This is a genomic window from Sorangium sp. So ce321 (genome assembly GCF_051530195.1).
Taxonomy (GTDB): Bacteria; Myxococcota_A; Polyangia; order Polyangiales; family Polyangiaceae; genus Sorangium.
On the sequence record NZ_CP150329.1, the window covers coordinates 13,367,160 to 13,389,527 of the forward strand.

A 22,368-nucleotide genomic window follows, 5' to 3' on the forward strand; every position below is an offset into this window, starting at 1 on the left:
GCCCACCCCTCAGAGCGGGACCGGCACCCGCGCCACGAGGTCGCGCACGGCCGCCTCGCACTCGTCGCGGGTCGGCATGTAGCCCTCCGCGTGGGCCGAGAGCCGGACCCGGTGCGCCAGCACCGCGACCGCGAGGTCATGGATGTCGTCCGCGATACAGTACGAGCGCCCATGGAGGACGGCGCGCCCCCGGGCCGCGCGGGCCAGGTTCATGCCGGCGCGCGGCGATGCGCCCAGCGAGAGGGTCGGGCTCGAGCGCGTCGCCGCGAGCACCGCCTGCAGGTAGGTCGCCAGCGACGAGTCGAGCTCGACGCGGTCGACCTCGCGCTGCAGCACGACGAGCTGGGCGGGATCGATGATCTGCGGCACGTTCCGCGCGCGATCGGGCTCGCCGCCCTGGAGGAGCAGCCGCATTTCCACCTGCGGCGGCGGGTACCCGATCCGGATCCGCACCATGAACCGGTCGAGCTGCGACTCCGGCAGCGGGAATGTGCCGGCGAAGTCCTGGGGGTTCTGGGTCGCGAGCACGAAGAACGGCTCCGGCAGCGGCGTCGCCATCCCCTCGATGGACACCTGCCCCTCGTTCATCGCCTCCAGCAGCGCCGACTGCGTCCGCGGGCTCGCCCGGTTGATCTCGTCGGCGAGCAGGACGTTCGCGAAGATCGGCCCCTGGCGGAAGACGAACTGGCCGAGGCGCTGGTCGAACACGCTCACCCCGAGGACGTCGCTCGGCAGGAGATCGCTGGTGAACTGAACGCGACGGAGCTCGCCCCCCACGGCCTTCGCCAGCGCTCGGGCAAGCGTCGTCTTGCCGACGCCCGGCACGTCCTCGATGAGCACATGGCCCCGGGCGAGCAGCGCGATGAGCGCCAGCTCGACCGCCTCTGGCTTGCCTTCGAGGGCCTGCTCCACGGCAGAGCGAAGCTTCAAGAGCAGAGGCGAAGCTTCACGCGCGACCGAGAGCGCTGATGTCATCACGGGCGATGGTAGCACGAGGTTACGGCCAGCCTGCGGGGATGCGCATTTTGCGTTCCACGAGCCGGGCCGGCCAGTGCGAACGCGGATTCGCGACCTCGGCCGCGGGGCCGCCAGCCCGGGGTACGCTGCGCCACCTCGCTCCCTGGTCCGCCGGCTGGCAGGGCGCCCCGGGTCTGTGACCTTTCCCTCCTCCGGCCCGTTCCGCCGCCCGACGTCCGGATCCTGCGGGGCGACGCACCCCGGCGCTTTTGCCTGCCGCGGAATGGCCGGGGGCGATGCTCCCGGGTATGCTGCGCCCGCCGTGACCGCCTCGGGTCCCCTTTTTCGCCACAGCGCCGCAGCCTTCCCTTCCAAGGAGGCGCCCGACGCCGATGCTCGCCAGGACGGAGCCGCGCCGGAGGTGCCAGCGCCTGCTGAGCACGGCGGCTCGCTCACCTCGTCGAGCTCCGCGCCCTCGGGCAGCCCCACCTCACCGCCTCCGCGTAGCGCTGGCGTCCCGAGCTCCAGTCCTCCGGAGAGCGGGCCCCCCTCGGGCGCCCTGATCGCGCAGCCGCCCCTCCTGCCCGACTCCCCCAAGGGGACGCTGCTCTGGCGCGTGCGCGGGATGATCCGCGCGATGCGCCCCCACCAGTGGGTGAAGAACCTCTTCGTCCTCGCCCCGGTGGTGTTCGCCAAGCACCTGACCCACCCCTCGATCATCACGAGCGCGATCGGGGCCTTCGCGATCTTCTGCCTGCTCGCCGGCGCCGTTTACATCCTGAACGACATCGTCGACGCGGAGGCCGACCGGGTCCACCCGGTCAAGCGCTTCCGGCCGATCGCCTCGGGCCGGGTGCCGATCCCGGTCGCCAAGGCCATGGCGGTCGGCCTCGCGGTCATCGCGCTCGGCGCCAGCCTGCTCGGCCCGCCGCTCTTCGCTGTCGTCGCCGCCAGCTACTACGCCCTCAACGTCGCCTACTCCTTCCGGCTCAAGAAGATCGCGTACCTCGACGTCGGCTGCATCGCGGTCTTCTTCGTGCTGCGCGTGCTCGCCGGCGGCTTCGCGACGAGGACGCCGCTCTCCGGCTTCATGATCGCCTGCACCGCCCTGCTCGCGCTCTTCCTCGGCTTCGGCAAGCGCCGCCACGAGCTCGCCTCGGTCAACGCCTCGAAGCAGCGCGCGGCGCTGGACGCCTACACGCCCGGCGCCCTGACCGCGGCGCTCGCGGTGACGGGCTTCGCCACCATCGCCACCTACCTGGCGTACACGCTCGACCACGACACGCAGCGCTTCTTCCAGAACCCCTACCTCTGGCTGACGACGATCCACCCCCTCTTCGGGGTGATCCGGTTCCTCCAGCTCGTGGCTGGCAGCGCGAAGGCCGAGAGCCCCACCCAGGAGATCCTCCGGGACACCCCCTTCGTGCTGAACCTCGTCATGTGGTCCGCCGAGGTGCTGGTGATCGTGTATCGCCTGAGGCCTTCCTGATGCCCGGCGCCGGCGCGGAGCTCGCCCGGCCGGGGGCAGCGCCGGCCGGCGAGAAGCCCACCGCGAAGAGCGACGCGCTGACCGACCTCGCGCTGACGATGCCGATCTTCGTCCTCTATCACCTCGGCGTCGCGTTCCTCCCCATCCGCAACGCGGCGGATCCGGTCACCGCCGAGCTCCGCGCCCTCGCCAAGCACAGCCTCCCGCTCTACGCGGGCCTCACGTTCGCCGTCGGCGCCGTGTTCGTCCTGGTCCTCTCCGTCCTCGGCCGAGGCCACGCCCTCCAGACGCGGCGCTTCGCGCTGCTCGCCACCGAGGGCGCGCTCTACGCCATCCTGATGCGCTTCGCCGGCGCCTACGTGGTCGGCTCCCTCCGGCTCGGCCCGCCCGCAGCGACCAACGACATCTTCACCGGGGTCGTGATGTCGCTCGGCGCCGGCTTCTACGAGGAGATCGCCTTCCGCGCCGGCCTCTACGGGCTGGGCGCGCTCGCGATCAAGCTCTTCTTCGGCCGGGGGGTCCAGGGGGTGGTGCTGCTGGTCGGCTGGGCGTTCGTGGCCGCCGCCATCTTCTCCGGCTGGCACTACGTCGGCTCGATGGGCGACCCCTGGAACCTGCCCTCCTTCGTGTTCCGGATGGTGTGCGGGCTCGTGCTCACGGGGATCTACGTCTTCCGCGGCTTCGCGCCGGCCGTCTGGACGCACGCGCTCTACGACGTCTGGGTCCTCGTGCTCCGCTGAGCCGCGGGGCGCGCTCGCGCCGGGGAGGTACTTGCCGTATTGCCGGGCCGTTCTGCCCATGCTTTGGGAGCTTCGTGTCCCTCGCACAGCAGCTCTCCGCCCTCCCTGCTCCTCTTCTGGAGCGCCTGCACGACCGGGGCTTCGACGGGTCGCGCCTCTCGCGCTGGGCGGCGACCATCGGCGTGGAGCGGGACGCGCGCAACCGGCTGCCCGGCCGGGTCGAGCCCCCCACCCCGGACGACATCACGGCGGCGCCGGTCGAGGGCACCGCCGAGCACGGGCGCTACCGCGAGCGCGGGCTCGCGGCGCTGGCGGGGGGCGAGGTGGCCCTCTGCGTCCTCGCCGGCGGCATGGCGACCCGGATGGGCGGCGTGGTCAAGGCGCTGGTGGAGGCGCTCCCGGACCGGACCTTCCTCGACCTCCGGCTGGGCGAGAACGCGCACCTCGAGCGGCTGGCGAACCGCGCCGGCGTCCACGTGCCGCTCTGGCTCATGACGAGCGAGGCCACCGAGCGGCCCATCCGCGACGCCCTCGGCCCGCGCCTCGACGGCGCGCGCTGCGCCACCTTCGAGCAGGACGTCTCGCTGCGCCTGACGCCCGAGGGCGCGCTGTTCCTCGACGAGCAGGGCGAGCCGAGCGTCTACGCCACCGGCCACGGCGACCTGCCCGACGCGCTCCGCCGGAGCGGCCTGCTCGCCCGCTTCCTCGAGCGCGGCGGCAAGACGGTCTGGATCGCCAACCTCGACAACCTCGGCGCGACCGTCGACCCGGCCATCCTCGGCTGGCACCTCGCCCACGGCGACCCCCTCACGGTCGAGGTCGTCGACAAGGTCGGCGCCGACCGGGGCGGCGGGCCCGTCCGGTGGAACGGCAAGCGCATCATCACCGAGGAGTTCCGCCTCCCCCACGGCTTCGATCCGGCCGCCGTGCCGGTCTTCAACACGAACACGTTCATCGTCGGCGCCGCGGCGCTCGACGCGCTCGCGATGGACTGGACCTACGTCGAGGTCGAGAAGAAGATCGGCGACCGGACGGCGATCCAGTTCGAGCGGCTCCTCGGCGAGATCACGGCGGCGCTCGAGCCCCGGTTCCTTCGCGTGCCGCGCGAGGGGGTCACCTCGCGCTTCCTCCCGGTCAAGGACGTACCGGAGCTCGAGCGGCGGCGCCCCGAGATCGAGGCGATCGCGCGGGCGCGCGGCATGCTCGGCTGAAGCCCTCAGGGCGCCTTCATGACGCGCCTGTGTCACGGGCGCGCGGGGGACCTCACCGGACCCATGCGGCGCCCCGCGCGGGCGCGCCCCCAGGCCGCGCGGGCGCGCCCCCAGGCCGCGCGGGCGCGCCCCCAGGCCGCGCGGGCGCGCCCCCAGGCCGCGCGGGCGCGCCCCCAGGCCGCGCGGGCGCGCCCCCAGGCCGCGCGCTGGGCCCGGGCACGCCTCGGCGCGGGGCCCCGCGCGCGAGGCCCGGGCACGCCTCGGCGCCAGGCCCGCGGGCGCGTCGCGATCGGGGGCGAGGGCGCATCGCGATCGGCGGCGGTTTGGCGCTATGCTTCGCGCCTCGACGCATGGTGCTACCTCCCTTCCCGAAGCTCGCGCTCAAGCTGGTCCGGACGGTCCCGTCGCTGGACGCTCCTGGGTTCCTCAACGTGCGGCGCCAGGTGTTCCGCGTCGAGTTCCCCGACGGCTCGCTGAGCGACCCTTTCACCTACGACAGCGTCGATCGCGAGCGCCTCGACGCGGTGGTGATCGCCCCGCACTACCGCGGCGCGGACGGCCGCCGTCATGTCTTCCTCCGCTCGGCGCTCCGGCCGCCGGCCGCGACGCGCGCCCCCGAGGTGTGCCCCTTCCCCGAGGGGCCGACGCTCGGCGCCCTGTGGGAGCTGCCCGCGGGGCTCGTCGAGCTCGACGAGCGCAGCCCCGAGGGCCTGAAGCGCTCGGCCGCGCGCGAGCTGCTCGAGGAGGTCGGCTTCGCCGTGGATCCGTCGGAGCTCCAGCCGCTCGGCCCGTCGACGTTCCCGGCGCCGGGCATGGTCGGCGAGCGGCACTTCTACTTCCACGTCGAGGTCGACCCCGCGCGCCAGGGGACGCCGACCGAGGACGGGTCTCCGCTCGAGCGGTCCGCCGTCATCGCGGCCGTCCCGCTCGACGAGGCGATCGAGCTCACCCGGCGCGGCGTGATCGAGGACGCGAAGACGGAGGTGGCGCTCCGGCGCCTCGCGGAGCTCTGATGGCAGAGCAACCCCCCGCGCAGCGCCGCGCGCCCCGCGTCGCGCTCGTCGTCAAGCGCTCTGCCTGGAGGATCTACCGCGAGGAGCGGAAGGATCCGCGCATCACGCGGCTCATCGAGGCTGGCGACTCCGCCATCGCGCGCCTCAAGGCGTCCCACGAGGCGCACGAGCAGACCGTGCGCGAGGTCACGGCGGCGCTCGACGATCTCGGCGTGCAGGTCGACGTCATCGCCGGCACGGCGGAGTCCTTCGACGCTGGCGAGCTCGACCTCGTGATCACGGTCGGCGGCGACGGGACGCTCCTCAGCGCTTCCCACAACGTCGGCGACGTGCCCATCCTCGGCATCAACAGCGCGCCGGGCCACTCCGTCGGCTTCTTCTGCGGCGCGACCAGCGGCGACGCGGCCGACGCGATCGCGAAGGCGCTGCGCGGCTCGCTCCGCCGCACCGTGCTCACCCGCATGCAGGTCACGGTGAACGACAAGGTGGCGACGGCGCGCGTCCTGAACGACGCGCTCTTCTGCCACGTCTCTCCCGCGGCCACGTCGCGTTACATCATCCGCCTCGGCCGGGCCGAGGAGGAGCAGAAGTCGAGCGGCTTCTGGATCGGCCCCGCGGCCGGCTCCACGGCCGCGCAGCGCTCGGCCGGCGGGCGCGTCCTGCCCCTCACCTCGAAGCGCCTCCAGCTCGTCGTCCGCGAGCCGTACACCCCTCACGGCGAGGAGTACCGCTTCCGCCACGCGCTGATCCAGCCGGGCTCCTCGCTGGTCGTGCGGAGCAAGACGCACGACGCGAAGCTCTTCTTCGACGGGCCGATCCACGCGGTGAGCGTCGGCTTCGGCGACGTGATGGAGTTCACGCAGGCGCCTCAGTCGCTGACGATCCTGGGCCTCTCCGCCAAGAGGAAGTGGGGCGCGGGCTCGGCGGTCAGCCGCCGCTAGCTCCGCGCGAAGCAGCCCACCCGGCGTTGCCGACACGCGGAGCCAGGGCGGCCGCGACGCCGACGCCGAGGTGCGGAGCGGCGCGGAGCCCCGAGGGGCTGGACACGGCCGATCGACGCCGGAACGGAGCAGCCCGCCCGCCACGGGAGCGCGGCGGCGCGGCGCGGCGCGCGTCCGCGGGCCGCGATCGGCCGGGGCTCCGCGGCGCGGCTGCGCGCAGGGGGAGGCCGCGAGCGGGCGTGTCGGCCGGAGAGGCTCGGCGCGGAGGGGACACCGGCGCGTCCTGGATCGCCTTCAACGGAAGGGGATCGGGTGATTTCCTACCCCGAGGTCCTGGCGTCGGGGCGGCCCTCGAGGCCGGCGCGTACGGCCTGAAGAGCGTCGATCTCGGCCGTTTGCCAGGGGTTTTGTCGACCAGGGGAGGGGCCTCCGGGCCGTCCCGCCGGCGGACCGACGCGCCACCCGGGGCGTGAAACCCCTTCTTTTGTCGCTCGGATCGACGATTCGACACTGGATCTGTGGCGGCCGTTGTGTTTCCTTTGGCGCGCAAGAGGGCACAAACCTCAGGAGGAATGAACATGGCGGCGAAGAAAACGGACGGGAAGAAGGGCTCCTCGCTCAGCAAGAGCGCGCTGATCAACGCGGTCGTGGAGGCCAACGAGAACGAGGTCTCGCGCAAGCAGGTCAAGGCGATCCTCGAGGCGCTGACGGACATCGCGTACAAGGAGCTGAAGAAGAACGGCATCTTCACGATGCCCGGCTTCGCGAAGTTCCGTGTCATCAAGAAGCCGGCGACCAAGGCGCGCGAGGGGATCAACCCCTTCACCAAGCAGCCGATGACGTTCGCGGCCAAGCCGGCCAGCAAGTCGGTCCGCGCTCGCCCCATCAAGGCGATCAAGGACTCGCTCTCCTGAGCCCATCCGGGTCGCCGGAGGGCACCTGGGCGCGGCGAAGGCCCGCGGCGGCCCCCTCTCCGGGAGGGAATCATCCCCGGGGAGCGAGCATGGCTGGCCCCGCGCGGCGCCTGCGGTAGCATGGTGCGGCTGCTTTGCCGCACATGACGCTCGCCGTCCGACTCCTCCGCGCGCTGTTCGCGTTCTCGGTCATCCTGACGAGCTACCTCATCCAGCTGGGGCTCGCGCGGGTGTTCGCGAGGCGCCTCGGGAGCGGCGCCGCCGCGCGTGAGCTGCCCGGCTGGCTCGTCGAGCGCCGGGCCCGCGTCGATCAGAAGAACGCCCGACGCCTGCTGCGCGCCATGCTCAAGCTGCGGGGCGTCTTCATCAAGCTCGGCCAGGTGCTGTCGATCATGGGCGGCTTCCTGCCGCGGGCCTACGGCAAGGAGCTCGAGCAGCTCCAGGACCAGGTGCCGCCCCACCCCTTCAGCGATCTCGAGGCCGCGCTGCGCGCGAGCTTCGGCCGCTCGGCGGGCGAGCTGTTCGCTTCGATCGAGCGCGCGCCGCTCGCGGCCGCGTCGCTGGGGCAGGTCCACGTCGCGCGCCTCCGCGACGGCCGCAAGGTCGCGGTGAAGTTCCTCTACCCGGGTATCCGCGGGATCATCGCCGTCGACCTGCGCGTCCTGCGCATCGCGATCCTCGTCTACAAGCGCTTCGTCCCGGTCGGGCACATCGAGAGGGTGCACGAGTCGCTGGTCGACCTGCTCCGCCGCGAGACGGACTACCTGCACGAGGCCGCGTGCATGGAGCGGATGGCGCAGAACTTCGAGGGCGACGAGGGCGTCGCGTTCCCGGAGGTCATCCACGAGCTCACGACGCGCGACGTGCTCACGATGACCTTCATGGAAGGCATCAAGATCACCCGCCTCGACGCGCTGAGGAGCGCTGGCGTCGAGCCCTCGGACGTCGCGCTCCGGCTCGTGCAGGTCTTCTACAAGATGCTCTTCGCGGATCGCTTCTTCCACGCCGATCCGCACCCGGGGAACTTCCTCGTCGACGCGCGGAGCGCGGAGGAGGGCGGCGGCTTCCGCCTCGTGGTCCTCGACTTCGGCGCGATCTGCGAGGCCCGGGACGAGCTCATCGACGGCCTGCTCGACATCCTGAAGGGCATCTTCGCGCAGGATGACGCGGCGGTCGTGCGCGGCTTCCGCCGGATGGGCTTCGTCGCGCCCGGGGGCAACGACGCGCTGCTCGAGCGCACCGTGAAGAGCTATTTCGCGAAGCTCCTCAAGATCCGGGATCGCACGCCGGCCGCGCTGATGCGCGCCCGCCCCGAGCAGCTCGAGAAGCTGGCCGACCCCGACCTGGAGCGCGGAGAGCTCCAGGAGCTGATGCGCTCGTTCGAGTACCCCGAGGACTGGTTCTACGTCGAGCGGGCCTGCGTGCTCCTGTTCTGGCTGGCCGCCCAGATCGACCCCAACCTCGACACCATGGCGGCCGGCTTCCCGTACCTGATGCCGCTGATGGCGCAGCGCGAGGCCAGGGCGGAGTCAGGCGGCTCGGGCCCTTCGTCGCGCCGGTCGCCCACGCGCTAGCTCGAGGCCCGCGCCGGCGGGCCAGCCGGGGCTCGCCGCTCGCGCGACGGGTCGCTCGCGCTCACCGCGCGGGGAGGGCGAAGAAGCGCGGGCCGGGGCGGGCCAGCCCGAGCCGGGCGAGCGAGGGCGCGTAGCTCGCGTCCCGATCCGCCATGATCTCCGCGAGCCTGGCCTTGACCTCGGCGATCTCCGCCCCTTGAAGGCGCCGGTAATTGTCCTCGGCGGGGTCGGCCACGGGCTCGATGCCCGCTCCGGCGAGGACAGTCCCCGAATGGTTCAACCCCTCTGGAATCGTTTGTACAAACGGATCCGGCGCGTGCCGGAGGAGACCGACGAGCCGGTGCGAGCTCGTCTCGTCCCCCGCCATCTCGGGGTGGAACGCGGCCAGCACCGGCGCGGGGCTGCAGACCCGCCGCAGCTGCTCGCCCAGGCGCGACGCGAACCGCTCGAACTGGGGCGACGGAGTGTGGATGCACGGGAAAACCAGGTGCACGACGGCGGACTCTGCCTGCCGTACGGCCGCGAGCGCCGTCTCCAGGACGGGCTCGCGGTCGAGCAGGACGTAGAAGCGTCCGAAACCGGTTGCAGCGTCGCGCATGAACGGGCAGAGCCGGTACCGAGCGACGACCTCGTCAGCGTAACGCCCATGGACCCGACGCACCTCGGCAGCCAGCCGCGGGGCCTCCGGGTGATGGGCCAGCTCCCCCTGCACGACCGGCTCGCTCAAACGCATCACCTCGATTGTGTTGGGGAAGCATTCTTCCCTCGGCTCGTGATAGCTTACGCCGCGCTGCGGCGGAAGGAGGAGGCGTGCAGGAGACCGCGAAGTTAACGGTGAACAAGAACGGTGCGGAGCAGACGATCGAGCTACCGGTGATCACGGGCACCGAAGGTGAGAAGGCGATCGATGTCGCATCGCTTCGCTCGAAGACCGGGTACGTCTGTATCGACCCGGCGTTCGTCAATACGGCCTCGACCACGAGCTCCATCACGTTCCTCGATGGGGAGAAGGGCATCCTCCGCTACCGCGGCATCCCGATCGAGCAGCTCGGCGAGAAGTCGACCTTCGTGGAGACCTCGTACCTCCTGATTTACGGCAAGCTGCCGAGCAAGAGCGAGCTGTCCCGGTTCTCGACGCTGCTGACCCGGCACTCGCTGATCCACGAGGACATGAAGCGCTTCTTCGACGGCTACCCGTCGACGGCGCACCCGATGGCGATCCTCTCCGCGATGGTGCTCTCGCTGTCGAGCTACTACCCGGAGGCGATCGACGTGAAGAACACCGATCACCTCGACATCACCATCGCGCGGCTGCTCTCGAAGGTGCGCACGATCGCCGCGTTCTCGTACAAGAAGTCGATCGGCCAGCCGTTCGTCTACCCGCACAACTCGCTCTCGTACTGCGCCAACTTCCTGAACATGATGTTCTCGGTCCCGGCCGAGCCGTACGAGATCGACGAGGACATCGTGAAGGTCCTCAACCTCCTCCTCATCCTGCACGCCGACCACGAGCAGAACTGCTCGACCTCGACGGTGCGCCTCGTCGGCAGCTCGAAGGCGAACCTCTTCGCCTCGGTCGCCGCGGGCATCTGCGCGCTGTGGGGCCCGCTGCACGGCGGCGCGAACCAGGAGGTCGTGACGATGCTCGAGGCGATCCGCGCGGACGGCGGCGACGTCTCGAAGTTCATCAAGCTCGCGAAGGACAAGACCTCGGGCTTCCGCCTGATGGGCTTCGGTCACCGCGTCTACAAGAACTACGACCCGCGCGCCGTCCTCATCAAGGCGGCCGCCGACAAGATCCTGTCGAAGCTCGGCATCAAGGATCCGCTGCTCGACATCGCGCAGCGGCTCGAGGAGACGGCGCTCAAGGATCCGTACTTCGTCGAGCGCAAGCTCTACCCGAACGTCGACTTCTACAGCGGCATCATCTACCGCGCGCTCGGCTTCCCCACGAACATGTTCACCGTCATGTTCGCGCTCGGGCGCCTCCCCGGCTGGATCGCCCACTGGAAGGAGATGAACGACGACCCGAACGGCAAGATCGGCCGCCCGCGGCAGATCTACACCGGCGAGAACGCGATCGACTACACGCCGCTCGACGAGCGCGCCTGACCGCGACGGGGCCCGCGGCCCCGTCGGCAGCTCCCCCGAAACCCAAGCCGCGCGACGAGCGCGACCCTATCGCGACGAGGCCCTGCGGCCCCGTCGGCGGCTCCCCCGAAACCCACGCGCGGCCGACGAGCGCGCCTGACCGCGGCGGGGCCCAGTGCCCCGCAAGCGGCTCCCCCGCTGCACGCAGGGTGACGGCGGCGCGCCCGCGCCGTCCGTCAGCAGCTCACGAGGAGCAGCACCACGACGACCGCCACGATCACACCGGTGGCGAGCGACGCGCCGCCGACGAGCAGCACCAGCTTGCCCGTCGACCATTGCGTGAGCGGCGCGCCGGCCCCCGGGGGCGCCGTCAGGCTTTCGTCGCGGAGCGTGCGCTCCGGACGGCCCATCGCGGCCGGCGGCGGCTCGGTCACCGTGGGCTGCGGGCGCGCGCTCGGCGAGACCGCGGCCGGCATCGGCGGCGCCGGCTGCGACAGCGGCTGGCCAGCGCGGATCCGCCCCTCGAGGACGGCCTGGGCGTAGGGCGGCAGGCCGCCCGCGCGCACGGCGCGGACGTCCGCGCGCATCGTCTCGGCGTTCGGGTAGCGGTGGAACTTGATGAACGCCAGCGACTGATCGACCACCGCCGCGACGGCGGGCGGGATGCCGGGCGCCACCGACGCGAGCGGCGGCGCCGGCTCGGTCGCGGCGGCGATGACCTCCATGGCCTCCGTGACGTCGCCGTGCACCTGCCGGCCCGAGAGCAGCCGGAACATGGTCGCCCCGAGCCCGAACAGGTCGGTGCGCCCGTCGATGTCGTGGATGAGCCCTGTCGCCTGCTCCGGCGCCATGTACGTCGCCGTGCCCATGATCATGCCGGTCTTGGTCGCGGTCTTCTCGGGCAGGCCCGTGAGCCCGTCGACGACCCGCGCGATACCGAAGTCGAGCATGCGCACGCGCCCGTCGTTGCCGAGGTGGATGTTCTCGGGCTTGAGATCGCGGTGCACGACGCCGCGCGCGTGCGCGATCGCCAGCGTCTCGAGCACCTGATCCGCGAGCGCGAGCACCTCGCCGGGCGGCATCGTCCCGGTGCGCGCCATGCGATCGAAGAGCGTCTCGCCCTGGAGCACCTCCATCGTCAGGTACGCGAGCCCCTCGGGCGTCTCGCCGGAGCCGAGCACGCGCACCACGCCGGGCACCGCGTCCGCGCCCCCGAGCGAGTTCCCGATGAACCCCTCGCGCAAGAAGCGCTTCCGCACCTCCCCGATCGCGTTGAGCTCCGGGTGCAGCACCTTCAGCGCGACCTGCGAGCCGTCCGCGGCCCGCCCGAGCAGCACGCTGCCCATGCCGCCGGTGCCGAGCACGCGCTCGATCCACCACATTCCGGCGAACGTCTTGCCGACCCAGTGCTCCGCGTCGTCGTCGTACACGCCAGGCGCCCTTTATCGACCCGCCGCGGTCCGTGGAGGGAGAAGCGCAGCGGCGAAGCCACTGGTAGGCCGCATCGCGGCAGGCGCGCAAGCTAATTGATGGAGGTTGTCCCGAAGCGGGGGTCGTCGTCGAGCCGCTCGGACGCCGCCTTGAGCCCGGCGGTCACGCCGCGGAACGCGTCCGCTGGCATGCGAAACGTCACGCCGGGGCCGAGGAGTGTCACGTGGACGGTACCGCACGCGCACCGGGTGACGCGCGTCGCGTCATTCGATGCAAGCTCCGTGTGCGGACCGCATTTCTTGGTCGCCGCCATGGTTAAACCTCTCCTACATCCTAGCAGCATCTGCCCCCGTCCGGCCACGACACCCCGGCCTGCGACGGATCTCTGCCTGCTCCCTGACACGATGGTCTTGAAATTGCAAAACGTTGTATATCTCCATCATCGCTGCTCGCTGCTCCATTGCCTGGAGGGACTCATGGCTGCTCGATGGATGACGTTCGGTTTGCTTTCCCTCGTACTGGGGGCCGTTGCCTGCATTGACGAGCGCACGGACCCGGTGCCAGGGCCGCCGGTCGACCAGTCGCTGCTCGATCCGCCGTCGGAGGGCCAGGGGTTCCAGATAGTGACGGAGGAGATCGAGGTCCCGGCGGGGGTCGAGCAGCAGGACTGCTACTTCTTCCGGGTCCGCGACCTCGCGGCGTCGAACGGGATGGACCCGGACGGGCCCGTGAACCTCCACCGCGTGCAGATCGCCCAGCGCGACGGCTCGCACCACATGAACATCTTCCGGGTGCGGACGATCAAGGGGCTGGGGCCCGAGGGCGGGCTCATCCAGAAGAACCAGAACGGCGTGGGCGAGTGCTTCAAGAGCCCCAACTGGGCCGACTGGCCGCTCGTCGCGAACTCCCAGCAGGACGGCCAGCTCGACTGGGAGTTCCCCGAGGGCGTCGCGAACGTCCTCGAGCCCGACGAGTGGCTCATGCTGCAGACGCACTACGTGAACGCGTCGTCACAGAAGACCCCGGAGGCCGTCGGCCGCGTCCGGGTGAACTTCTGGTCGCTGCCGAAGGAAGAGGTGACGGCCGAGATGGGCACCGTCTTCGCGACCAAGCAGTCCATCCGAGTCTGCCAGTCGAACCCGCAGCCCACGTTCGAGGGCTCTTGCCAGATCAACAGCCCCTCTCCCGTGAAGGTCATCGGCGCCAACGGCCATTTCCACAGCCGGGGCACGCGGTTCGACATGTACGCGTGGGACGGCACCTCCATCGGCACGCCCGCGGAGTCCGAGCGCTTCTACACGTCGACCGCCTGGGACGACCCGCCGATGCTCATCTCGCCGGAGCTCGACCTGGAGCTCCCGAAGAACGGCGGCGTCTGGTACGGCTGCACGTACGAGTGGCAGCCGCCGGACCCCTCGGTGGGCTGCACCGGGCTCGACGAGTACGACGTGACGAAGAACCAGACGTCCGAGGAGCAGCTCGACTGCTGCTACACGTTCGGCCCGATCGTCGAGAAGAACGAGCACTGCAACATCTTCGTCTACTACTATCCGAAGCAGGACGACGTGTTCTGCAACTGAGCCTCCGCGCCGACGCGCGCCGCGCAGCACGCGCGGCGCGCGCCTCGACATGACCTCTCCAGGCTGGTCTCCTATCTCATGCGCACCCGCTTGCACTCGGTTGCTCCGAACGCCCCGATTGCCTCGTTGACCGCGATGGCGCTCGGCGCGGTCGCCCTCGCCGGCTGCCCCGACGACCCGGTGACGCCGCCGCACGACGAGGGGCCGCCCGCGTGGCGCGTGCTGCTCGACGAGGGCGATCTCGATCGCGCGGTCCTGTCGATCTGGGGGACGGGCCCCGACGACGTGTTCGCGGTGGGAGGGCCGCTCGGCAACACAGGGCTGTCGTCGCTCGTGCTGCACCACGACGGGGCGACGTGGCGAGAGCTCCCGGCGGGCAGGGAGGAGACCTTCTGGTGGGTGGCCGGCTCCGGTCCGAAGGACGTCTGGATGGTCGGCGAGCGCGGCCGCGCCGCCCACTGGGACGGCGACACGTTCACCGAGCACGAGACGGGGACGAAGGCGACCCTGTGGGGCGTCATCGCGTTCGCGCCCGACGACGCCTGGGCCGTGGGCGGCACGCCCGGCGGCGGCGCGGACGCGGAGAAGGATGTCGTCCTTCGCTGGGACGGGAGCGCTTGGTCGAGAGAGACGCTGCCCGAGGAGACCGGCCGGGCGCTCTACAAGGTGTGGGGGGAGTCCTCCGAGGACCTCTACGCCGTCGGCGAGTTCGGCGTGATCTGGCACCGCGCGGGCTCGACGTGGGCGCTGCAATCCGATCCGCCGATCGCGCAGGGCACCCTGTTCACGGCCGCCGGCTGCAGCCGTGAAGAGGTGTACGCGGTGGGGGGGAGAGATGTCCTACGTTCGGATGGCAAGGCGTGGCAGCGGCTCGACATGGAGCTCACCAACGACGTGAACGGCGTCGCGTGCGGCCGCCCGGGGGAGGTCGCGATCGTCGGTTATGGGGGGCTCAAGCAGCGCCTCGTCGACGGGGCCTGGATCGATGAGTTCACCGAAGAGCCGTACGCCGACCTCCACGCCGTCTGGGCCGACGGGGAGGGGGCCTTCTGGGCCGTCGGCGGGGACTTTCTCAGCCAGCCGACCCCTGGCAGAGCGCGAAAGGGCGTCGTCGCGCGCTATGGGACCGGGCAGATCGCCGACACTGTGAGCCGCTGATCACCGCGCGGCATACGAGCTCACCTGTGCGGACATGCGCGCAGTGTGGCATGTCGCATCATCGCGCCGTGAACTCGGTTATACGCCCCGAGGGAGCGGGCGCGACCGCAGAGACTTTTTTCTTGGGAAATGCTTCAAAGGGTGGTGCTGGTCGTCCGATTGCAATACCCGCGGAGACCACACGCGGCTCCCGCGCTCTCAACCCAGGAGAATTGGCATGCGACGGACCATTGCTCAGCTTTTTGTAAGCGTATTTACTTTTGCAGTTCCCGTTCTCGTTGCTTCTTCCGCATCAGCCCAGCCGAATCCATGTGGAAACCTCCAGGCCGCGGCGGCCGGACAGTGCGAGATCCGCACCGAGGGAGGCTGTGAAGGGTACTGCGAGCCGGTCCAGTTCACGGCCGAGTGCTCCGGGAAGTGCACCGGCAGCGCGGAGGCGTCGTGCACGGGTAGCTGCGAAGCCGATTGCCAGGCGGATTGCACCGCCGACCCAGGGAGCTTGAGCTGCGAAGGGAGCTGCACGGCGAGCTGCAAAGCGAACTGCAGCGCCGACTGCTCGGCCCACGCCAACGGCAGCGGGGCGCAGGCGGATTGCGAGGCGTCGTGCTCGGCGAATTGCGACGCCGAGTGCGACGTGAGCTGCGAGGCGACCCCGCCGAGCGCCTCGTGCGATGCGAAATGCGAGGCGAGCTGCGAGGGGCAGTGCAACGTCGAGGCGAACATCGAGTGCAACGCCGACTGCACGGCCGATCTCCGGGGCGGGTGTGAGGTGCAGTGCACCACGCCGGACGGCGCGCTGTTCTGCAACGGGCAGTACGTCGACGTCGCCGGGAGCGTCAAGGAGTGCACGGACTGGCTGCTCACGCAGGGCGTCGAGGTGGAGGTCCACGCCGAGGCCGAGGCCAGCGTCTCCTGCGCCGCCGCGCCGGGGTCGACGGCGCCGCTCACGGGCACCGGGCTCGCGGCGCTCGTCGCCGGCGTGGGCGTGGCCGCCGCGCGCCGCCGCAAGCGGTCCTGAGCGGGGCCCGGCGCGCCTGACGGCGCGCGCCCTCGCCCCCTGGACCGAGCCCCCAGGCCGGGTCGCCTCGCGCGGCCCGGCCTGGTTTTCTCCGGCACCGTAGTAGATTCGCGACCATCCTGATGACCCTGCATCGTCGTTCGAGGCCGCGCTGGGCGCTCGTCCTCGCGCTGCTCGCCGGCTGCGAGGCCCGCACGCCGCCCGCGCCGCCCGCGGCGGCGCCCGCGACCTCCGGCGCGCCGGCGCTCGCCAGCGCCGCGGCGGCGCCGCAGGCCGCGAGCGCCGCGGCGGCGACGACCGCGGCGCCGCCGCCGGAGCCGCTGCCGCCGGAGCCGCCGATCGCGCTCGCGTCCGGCGGCGCGCGGGCGGTGCGCGGCGACGCCGGGCTCGTGACCTCGGTCGAGGAGAACGCGACGCGCGCCGGCGCGGACGTGCTGCGGCGCGGAGGCAACGCGATCGACGCAGCGGTCGCGGTGGCGTTCGCGCTGGCGGTGACCCACCCGAGCGCGGGCAACATCGGCGGCGGCGGCTTCATGCTGGTCCGCCTCGCGAACGGCGAGACGCAGGCCATCGATTTCCGCGAGGCGGCGCCCGCGTCGGTGACCACCGAGTCGAACATGGCCATGGTGCGCGCGGGCGCGTTCGGCTACGCGTCCGCAGGCGTCCCGGGCTCGGTCGCCGGCCTCGCGCTGGCGCACGAGCGGTTCGGCACCCGGCCGTTCGCCGAGCTGCTGGCCCCGGCGATCGCCCTGGCGCGCAAGGGGCATCGCCTCGGCGCCAGGCAGGCGCTCACGCTGCGCTGGGCGTGGCCCCGGCTGAGGACCGACCGCGCCGCGAGCGCGATCTGGGGGCGCGGCAAGGCGCCGCTCGCCCAGGGCGAGCTGGTGCGCCAGCTCGATCTCGCGCGCACCCTGGAGACGCTCGCCGCGGAAGGGCCGCGCGCGTTCTACGAGGGCGCGATCGCCAGGAAGATCGCCGGCGCGATGCGCGAGCGCGGCGGCCACATCAGCGAGGGCGATCTGCGCGCGTACCAGGCGAAGTGGCGCGCGCCGCTCCGGTTCTCCTACCGCGGCTTCACCGTCGACACGATGCCGCCCCCCTCGATGGGCGGCGTCGCGCTCGCGGAGATCATGCTCACGCTGGAGCGGCTCAAGGCGCACGAGGCGCCCGTCGACTCCGGGCTGTCGCTGCACCTGTTCGTCGAGGCGGCGAAGCGGGCGTACGCCGACCGGCGAAAGGTGAGCGCCGATCCCGATTTCGTCGGGCCCGAGCCGGCGCAGCTGCTCGCGAAGCTCCTCGACGGCGGCTACCTGATGCGCCGCGCGCCGGCCATCGATCCGGAGCGCGCCACGCCGGCCGGCGACATCGCGGCGCCCGCCGGCGCCCTCGCGCCGGAGTCGCCGCAGACGACGCACTTCTCGGTGATCGACGCGCAGGGCAACGCGGTCTCGTGCACGACCACGCAGTCGGCGAGCTTCGGCGCGAAGGTCGTGATCCCGGGCACGGGGATCCTGCTCGGCAACGCGATGGGCGCGTTCTCGGAGACGGGCATCAACGCGGTCGCGCCGGGCAAGCGCATGGCGAGCTCGATGACGCCGACGATCGTGAGCCGGGGCGACAAGGTCGCGCTCCTCCTCGGCTCTCCCGGCGGGGACACGATCCCGAACACGGTCGCCCAGGTGCTCCGCAACCTGGTCGACCACGGGATGACGATCGACGAGGCGGTCCGCCACGGGCGCGTCCACCACCAGTGGCTGCCGGACCGGGTGCGCGTCGAGCGGCTGACGCCCCCGCCGCAGGCGGCCCTCGACGACCTCGCGCGGCGGGGGCACGCCGTCGTGCTGGATCCGATGCCGATCGGCGACGCGAACAACATCCTCGTCGACGCCGCCGGCGTCGCGTGGGGCTACGCCGACACGCGCGAAGGGGGCACGGCCGAGGGCGTCAGCGCGCCCGCCAAGCTCGGCCCGGCGGCGCAGGCCGACGCTCCCTAGGGGCCGAGCGGACGTCGAACGCGCGGTGGACCTGCGGCGGCACCGAGCACGCGGGGGCGGCACCGAGCGCCCGGGCGGCGCGCGGGCGGCGTCATCGCAGCCGGGGGTCGTACTCGGCCGCGTCGGCGTCGTCGTCTTCCTTGGGGCGCACGACAACGACCGGGCACGGCGCGCTCCGCGCGATCCGATCGGCGGTCGAGCCGCCGAAGAGCCGCTGGAAGGGCGACTGCGGGTGCGTGGCCACGACGATGAGGTCGGCGCTGAGCTCGCGGGCGAGCGAGACGATGGCTCTGTCGGGCCGGCCCGTGCGGAAGTGCATCGCCATGAGCCGCGGCTGGCCGTCCGCGAAGCGGTGCTGGAGCACCCGGAGCGAGGGCGGCGACGAAGCGCCGGGCGTCGTCACGTCGCGCACCGCCGGGGCGACCTGCCGCGGCCCGACGACCACCGCGTGGATCTCCGTCTCGCCCCGGAGCGCCGCCAGCTCGAACGCGAAGCGCCACGCCCGCCCGCCCGGCTCGGACAGGTCCATCGCGACCACCACGATGTACGGCTTCACCCGGCGCCCGCCGCGCCCGCTCGTGCGGGCCGGCTCGCTCGCAGGGGCGCGCTCGCTCACCGAGGCGCGCTCACTCTCGGGAGTCGGCCCGATCCCGGGAGCGGGGTCGGTCGACGGGGCCCGCTCGGTCGACGGGGGCCGCTCGGTCGACGGGACCCGCTCGGTCGACGGGACCCGCTCGGTCGCGGGGACAGCGGCACCGCCGGGGTGCCCCGGAGGCGCGCTGCGCCCGGGTTCGTCCGGGCGACCGAGCTGCGTCCTGCCGACGCCTGTCGGCTCGCTCGCCGGTTCGGGCAGCGCCTCTCCCGCGGAGGCGCCCGCCGCGTGCGGCGGCCGGGCGAACGCCCCGCCCTGGTCGGCGCGCGCGGGCGCCGTTGCTTCGGTCGGCATCGCGCGCAAACGTTCGCAACGCGCCGCGCGCCCGCAAGCGGCGTCGCGCGCCCCGCGCGGCGCTCATGCGAACGGCGAGCCCGCCGGGGCCGCTCCGGACCACTCCAGCCTTGACGCACCCTCCAGACCTTCGCAGCGTTCCGCCCATGATCCCCCGCTACACCCCGTCCGAATTCGAAGAGCTCTGGTCGTCCGCCACCCGATTCTCGACCTGGCTAGAGGTGGAGCTCGCCGCGTGCGAGGCGATGGAGGCCGAGGGGCTCGTGCCCGCCGGCATCGCGAAGGGGATCCGGGCGAAGCAGCTCTCGCTCGATCCGGAGCGGATCGAGGCGATCGAGCGCACGGTCAAGCACGACGTCATCGCCTTCCTGACCCACGTCGAGGAGCTGGCGGGCGAGGGGGCGCGCTGGCTGCACCGGGGGATGACCTCGAGCGACGTGCTCGACACGAGCCTCGCGATGCTGCTCGTCCGCGCGGCCGACCTGCTCTCGGCGCGCCTCGACAAGCTCTGCGACGCGCTCGCGCGGCGCGCCGACGAGCACCGGCGCACCCCGATGATCGGCAGGAGCCACGGCATCGCCGCCGAGCCGGTCACCTTCGGCCTGGCGCTCGCGGGCCACCTCGCGGAGATGAAGCGCGGGAGGGCGCGCCTGCTCGCCGCGCGCCAGGCGATCGCGGTCGGCAAGATCGCCGGCGCGGTCGGGACGTACGCGCACCTGTCGCCGCGCATCGAGGAGCGCGCGCTCGGCGCCCTGGGCCTGCGCCCCGAGACGGTCTCGACGCAGATCGTCGCGCGCGACCGCCACGCCGAGTTCTTCGCGGCGCTGTCGCTCATCGCGGCGGGCATCGAGCGGCTCGCGACCAACGTGCGGCACTGGCAGCGCACCGAGGTCCGCGAGGCGGAGGAGCGCTTCTCCGTGGGCCAGAAGGGCTCGAGCGCGATGCCCCACAAGCGCAACCCCATCCTCAGCGAGAACCTGTGCGGCCTCGCGCGCGTCGTGCGCGCCGCCGTGATCCCCGCGCTCGAGAACGTGCCGCTGTGGCACGAGCGCGACATCTCGCATTCGTCGGTCGAGCGGATGATCGCGCCCGACGCGACCTCGACGCTCGGCTTCATGCTCGACCGCGCCGCGGGGCTCGTCGAGGGGCTGGTCGTCTACCCCGAGAAGATGCGCGAGAACCTCGACCGCACGGGCGAGCTCTTCTTCAGCGAGGCGGTGCTGCTGTCGCTCGTCCAGAAGGGACGGCCGCGGCAGGCGGCCTACGAGCTGGTGCAGCGCTGCGCGATGCGCGCCATCGCGGGCGAGGGGCGCTTCCGCGACAACCTCGCCGCCGACGCCGACGTCGCGGCGCTGCTCGCCCCGGACGAGATCGCGCGCTGCTTCGATCTCGATCACGCGCTCTCGCACGTCGACACGATCATCGATCGCGCGCTCCGCGAGTAGCGTCCGCCGTTGACCTGCACAGGCCGGTTTGAGAGGCTCCGGCCCGTCATGGCCGCCGCCCGCGTCGTCTCTCCCCGCCGCTCGCTCCCGCGCCGCCTCGCGGCGCTCGCGTCCCTCGCTGCGCTCGCCGCCTGCGGCGGGGGCGCCGTGGCGCCGACTCCGTCCGCCGGCGCGGCCCCGCCGCCCGCGGCGCCTCCGGCCGCCGCGGCGCCCCGCGAGCCCACGCAGGCGCCGCGGGAGCCGTTCACCGCGCTGCGCGACCGGATCCTGCGCGAGTGGGCCGCGGACGAGCCAGCGTTCGCGCGCTCGCGCGGGCTGCACGAGCACGACGGCAAGGTCGGCGACTACTCCGCCGCCGCGATCGAGCGGAGGCTCGCGCGCCTCGAGCGCGACCGCGCGGCGCTCGCCGCGGTCGACGCCGCGGCGCTCTCCCCGGACGAGGCGCTCGACCGCGCGATCCTCTTCCAGCAGATCGACCTCAAGCTCTTCAACGGCAGGGATCTCGAGGACTGGCGGCGGCGGCCGCAGTTCTACGGCGAGCTGTTCGGCGTGAACCAGTACGTCGACCGCGCGTACGCGCCGCTGCCCGACCGCGGAAGGCGCCTCCTCGAGCACGAGAAGGCGGCGCTCGCCCAGGTGCCGCGCATCCTCGAGAACCTCGCGAGCCCGATGGCGAGGCCGGTGGTCGAGGTCGCCGTGAAGATCTTCCGCGGCTACGCCGAGTACCTGCGCGGCGACGTGGTCAAGCTGCTCGAGGGCGCGGGCGACGCCGCGTTCCAGGCCGACTTCGAGAAGACGAACGCGGCCCTGGCCGACGCGGCGGCGCGGCTCGCCGAGCACCTGGAGAAGGTCGAGCTGTCGAAGGGCGACGCGAGCCACGTGCTCGGGGAGGCGCGGTACAGGAAGCTCCTCCTGGCGCAGGAGGGGCTCTCGATCTCGCTCGCCGAGTTCAAGAAGATGGGCGAGGAGGACCTCGCGACGAACAAGGCGGCGTACCAGGAGCTCGCCCGGAAGGTGAAGGCCACCCGGCCGAAGGCGGAGCTGCTCCTCGCCCAGGCGACGCGGGTGATGGAGACGTCGCGCCGGTTCATCGTGGACAAGGGGCTCGTGAGCCTCCCGTCCGACGAGCGGGCGCTCGTGAAGGAGACGCCGCCGTACATGCGCTGGAACTCCGCGTTCCTCGACGCGCCGGGGCCGTTCGAGCGGAAGGGGCTCGAGGCGTTCTACTACATCACGAAGCCCGACCCCTCCTGGCCCAGGAAGGAGCAGGAGGAGTACGTCATGCAGCGCGGGACGCTGCTCTCGACGACCGTGCACGAGGTCTACCCGGGGCACTTCGTCCAGGGCCTCTGGGAGGACCGCGCGCCGACGGACGTCCAGAAGATGTTCGGGAGCTACTCGTTCGTCGAGGGCTGGGCCCACTACGTCGAGCAGATGATGATCGAGCAGGGGTTCGGCAAGGACGACCCTGAGAGCCGGCTCGGCCAGCTCGGGGACGCGCTGCTGCGCAACTGCAGGGTGGTGGTGTCGCTCGGGGTGCACGCCGAGGGCATGGGCCTCGACGCGGCCGAGCGCCGCTTCATCGACGACTGCTTCCAGGACCGCGCGACGGCGCGCGAGCAGGCGGTGCGCGCGACGTTCGATCCCGGCTACTTCGCCTACACGCTCGGCAAGCTCCAGATCCTGAAGCTCCGCGAGGAGGCGAGGGCGGCCCTGGGCGCCGCGTTCTCGCTGCGCCGCTTCCACGACGCGCTCCTCTCGCACGGGTCGCCGCCGGTGCCGCTCATCCGCGAGCGCGTGCTCGCCGAGCTCGCGGCGCCGGAAAAGAAGCAGCCTTGACGAAGGCCTCCCGGCCGCTGCCGCCGG

At 72.2% G+C, this 22,368-nt stretch carries 19 protein-coding genes; 14 read left to right on the forward strand and 5 right to left on the reverse strand.

Going from position 1 to position 22,368, the window contains the following annotated elements; translation table 11 throughout:
- Positions 1–9: 9 nt before the first annotated feature.
- Positions 10–975 carry an AAA family ATPase gene (locus WME89_RS49590; protein WP_438006492.1) on the reverse strand — a complete coding sequence of 322 codons (966 nt, stop codon included), beginning with the start codon at positions 973–975 and terminating at the stop codon, positions 10–12.
- 403 nt (positions 976–1,378) lie between these two features.
- Here WME89_RS49590 and WME89_RS49595 point away from each other — a divergent pair, with 403 nt between their 5' ends.
- The 7 genes from WME89_RS49595 (at position 1,379) to WME89_RS49625 (ending at position 8,839) form a co-directional block, all read left to right on the forward strand.
- Positions 1,379–2,446, forward strand: coding sequence for a decaprenyl-phosphate phosphoribosyltransferase (locus WME89_RS49595; RefSeq protein ID WP_438006493.1), 1,068 nt, complete (start codon positions 1,379–1,381; stop codon positions 2,444–2,446).
- Positions 2,446–3,186, forward strand: a complete 741-nt coding sequence (locus WME89_RS49600; protein WP_437621972.1) for a CPBP family glutamic-type intramembrane protease — start codon at positions 2,446–2,448, stop codon at positions 3,184–3,186. The genes WME89_RS49595 and WME89_RS49600 overlap by 1 nt, the downstream gene beginning before the upstream one ends.
- Positions 3,187–3,260: 74 nt before the next feature.
- Entirely contained in the window at positions 3,261–4,397 is a 1,137-nt protein-coding gene (locus WME89_RS49605) for a UTP--glucose-1-phosphate uridylyltransferase (protein WP_438006494.1), read from the forward strand.
- A gap of 350 nt (positions 4,398–4,747) precedes the next feature.
- Entirely contained in the window at positions 4,748–5,410 is a 663-nt protein-coding gene (locus tag WME89_RS49610; RefSeq protein ID WP_438006495.1) for an NUDIX hydrolase, read from the forward strand.
- The gene (locus tag WME89_RS49615) at positions 5,410–6,351 is read left to right on the forward strand and encodes an NAD(+)/NADH kinase (protein ID WP_438006496.1); all 942 of its coding nucleotides are present in this window, start codon (positions 5,410–5,412) and stop codon (positions 6,349–6,351) included. Before WME89_RS49610 ends, WME89_RS49615 begins: the two co-directional genes overlap by 1 nt.
- A 578-nt stretch (positions 6,352–6,929) precedes the next feature.
- On the forward strand, positions 6,930–7,265 hold the full coding sequence (locus tag WME89_RS49620) for an HU family DNA-binding protein (RefSeq protein ID WP_437505558.1): 336 nt from the start codon (positions 6,930–6,932) through the stop codon (positions 7,263–7,265).
- A gap of 143 nt (positions 7,266–7,408) precedes the next feature.
- Positions 7,409–8,839, forward strand: a complete 1,431-nt coding sequence (locus WME89_RS49625) for an ABC1 kinase family protein (protein ID WP_438006497.1) — start codon at positions 7,409–7,411, stop codon at positions 8,837–8,839.
- Between the two features lie 61 nt (positions 8,840–8,900).
- Here WME89_RS49625 and WME89_RS49630 read toward each other — a convergent pair whose 3' ends face one another.
- Positions 8,901–9,572, reverse strand: coding sequence for a hypothetical protein (locus tag WME89_RS49630; protein WP_438006498.1), 672 nt, complete (start codon positions 9,570–9,572; stop codon positions 8,901–8,903).
- 101 nt (positions 9,573–9,673) lie between these two features.
- On the opposite strand from WME89_RS49630, the gene WME89_RS49635 reads away from it, so the two are divergent.
- Entirely contained in the window at positions 9,674–10,951 is a 1,278-nt protein-coding gene (locus tag WME89_RS49635; RefSeq protein WP_438012070.1) for a citrate synthase, read from the forward strand.
- Positions 10,952–11,166: 215 nt separating this feature from the next.
- On the opposite strand, the gene WME89_RS49640 is transcribed toward WME89_RS49635, so the two are convergent.
- Together WME89_RS49640 and WME89_RS49645 are read right to left on the reverse strand one after the other, a co-directional pair.
- Entirely contained in the window at positions 11,167–12,360 is a 1,194-nt protein-coding gene (locus tag WME89_RS49640; RefSeq protein ID WP_438006499.1) for a protein kinase domain-containing protein, read from the reverse strand.
- A gap of 92 nt (positions 12,361–12,452) precedes the next feature.
- Complete coding sequence (locus WME89_RS49645; protein ID WP_437621979.1) at positions 12,453–12,674, reverse strand: hypothetical protein; 222 nt, start codon at positions 12,672–12,674, stop codon at positions 12,453–12,455.
- Between the two features lie 190 nt (positions 12,675–12,864).
- Between WME89_RS49645 and WME89_RS49650 the strand changes: the two genes are divergently transcribed.
- From WME89_RS49650 to ggt, 4 genes are all read left to right on the forward strand, one after another.
- On the forward strand, positions 12,865–13,941 hold the full coding sequence (locus WME89_RS49650) for a hypothetical protein (RefSeq protein WP_438006500.1): 1,077 nt from the start codon (positions 12,865–12,867) through the stop codon (positions 13,939–13,941).
- Between the two features lie 90 nt (positions 13,942–14,031).
- A complete protein-coding gene (locus WME89_RS49655) occupies positions 14,032–15,099 on the forward strand; it encodes a WD40/YVTN/BNR-like repeat-containing protein (protein WP_438006501.1) in 1,068 nt (355 codons plus the stop codon).
- A 499-nt stretch (positions 15,100–15,598) separates the two neighbouring features.
- Positions 15,599–16,117, forward strand: a complete 519-nt coding sequence (locus tag WME89_RS49660) for a hypothetical protein (protein WP_438006502.1) — start codon at positions 15,599–15,601, stop codon at positions 16,115–16,117.
- A gap of 122 nt (positions 16,118–16,239) precedes the next feature.
- Positions 16,240–18,111 carry a gamma-glutamyltransferase gene (gene ggt, locus WME89_RS49665; RefSeq protein WP_438006503.1) on the forward strand — a complete coding sequence of 624 codons (1,872 nt, stop codon included), beginning with the start codon at positions 16,240–16,242 and terminating at the stop codon, positions 18,109–18,111.
- A gap of 91 nt (positions 18,112–18,202) precedes the next feature.
- Here ggt and WME89_RS49670 read toward each other — a convergent pair whose 3' ends face one another.
- Positions 18,203–19,057, reverse strand: coding sequence for a universal stress protein (locus tag WME89_RS49670; protein ID WP_438006504.1), 855 nt, complete (start codon positions 19,055–19,057; stop codon positions 18,203–18,205).
- Between the two features lie 146 nt (positions 19,058–19,203).
- Between WME89_RS49670 and purB the strand changes: the two genes are divergently transcribed.
- Positions 19,204–20,502 carry an adenylosuccinate lyase gene (purB, locus tag WME89_RS49675; RefSeq protein WP_438006505.1) on the forward strand — a complete coding sequence of 433 codons (1,299 nt, stop codon included), beginning with the start codon at positions 19,204–19,206 and terminating at the stop codon, positions 20,500–20,502.
- A gap of 48 nt (positions 20,503–20,550) precedes the next feature.
- Positions 20,551–22,341, forward strand: coding sequence for a DUF885 domain-containing protein (locus WME89_RS49680; protein ID WP_438006506.1), 1,791 nt, complete (start codon positions 20,551–20,553; stop codon positions 22,339–22,341).
- The last annotated feature ends 27 nt before the right edge of the window (positions 22,342–22,368 follow it).

Coding starts and splice junctions, on each gene's coding strand:
- WME89_RS49590 (WP_438006492.1), bottom strand. CDS start 975: ATGACATCAGCGCTCTCGGTCGCGCGTGAAGCTTCGCCTCTGCTCTTG.
- WME89_RS49600 (WP_437621972.1), top strand. CDS start 2,446: ATGCCCGGCGCCGGCGCGGAGCTCGCCCGGCCGGGGGCAGCGCCGGCC.
- WME89_RS49610 (WP_438006495.1), top strand. CDS start 4,748: ATGGTGCTACCTCCCTTCCCGAAGCTCGCGCTCAAGCTGGTCCGGACG.
- WME89_RS49615 (WP_438006496.1), top strand. CDS start 5,410: ATGGCAGAGCAACCCCCCGCGCAGCGCCGCGCGCCCCGCGTCGCGCTC.
- WME89_RS49620 (WP_437505558.1), top strand. CDS start 6,930: ATGGCGGCGAAGAAAACGGACGGGAAGAAGGGCTCCTCGCTCAGCAAG.
- WME89_RS49625 (WP_438006497.1), top strand. CDS start 7,409: ATGACGCTCGCCGTCCGACTCCTCCGCGCGCTGTTCGCGTTCTCGGTC.
- WME89_RS49630 (WP_438006498.1), bottom strand. CDS start 9,572: ATGCGTTTGAGCGAGCCGGTCGTGCAGGGGGAGCTGGCCCATCACCCG.
- WME89_RS49645 (WP_437621979.1), bottom strand. CDS start 12,674: ATGGCGGCGACCAAGAAATGCGGTCCGCACACGGAGCTTGCATCGAAT.
- ggt (WP_438006503.1), top strand. CDS start 16,240: ATGACCCTGCATCGTCGTTCGAGGCCGCGCTGGGCGCTCGTCCTCGCG.
- WME89_RS49670 (WP_438006504.1), bottom strand. CDS start 19,057: ATGCCGACCGAAGCAACGGCGCCCGCGCGCGCCGACCAGGGCGGGGCG.
- purB (WP_438006505.1), top strand. CDS start 19,204: ATGATCCCCCGCTACACCCCGTCCGAATTCGAAGAGCTCTGGTCGTCC.
- WME89_RS49680 (WP_438006506.1), top strand. CDS start 20,551: ATGGCCGCCGCCCGCGTCGTCTCTCCCCGCCGCTCGCTCCCGCGCCGC.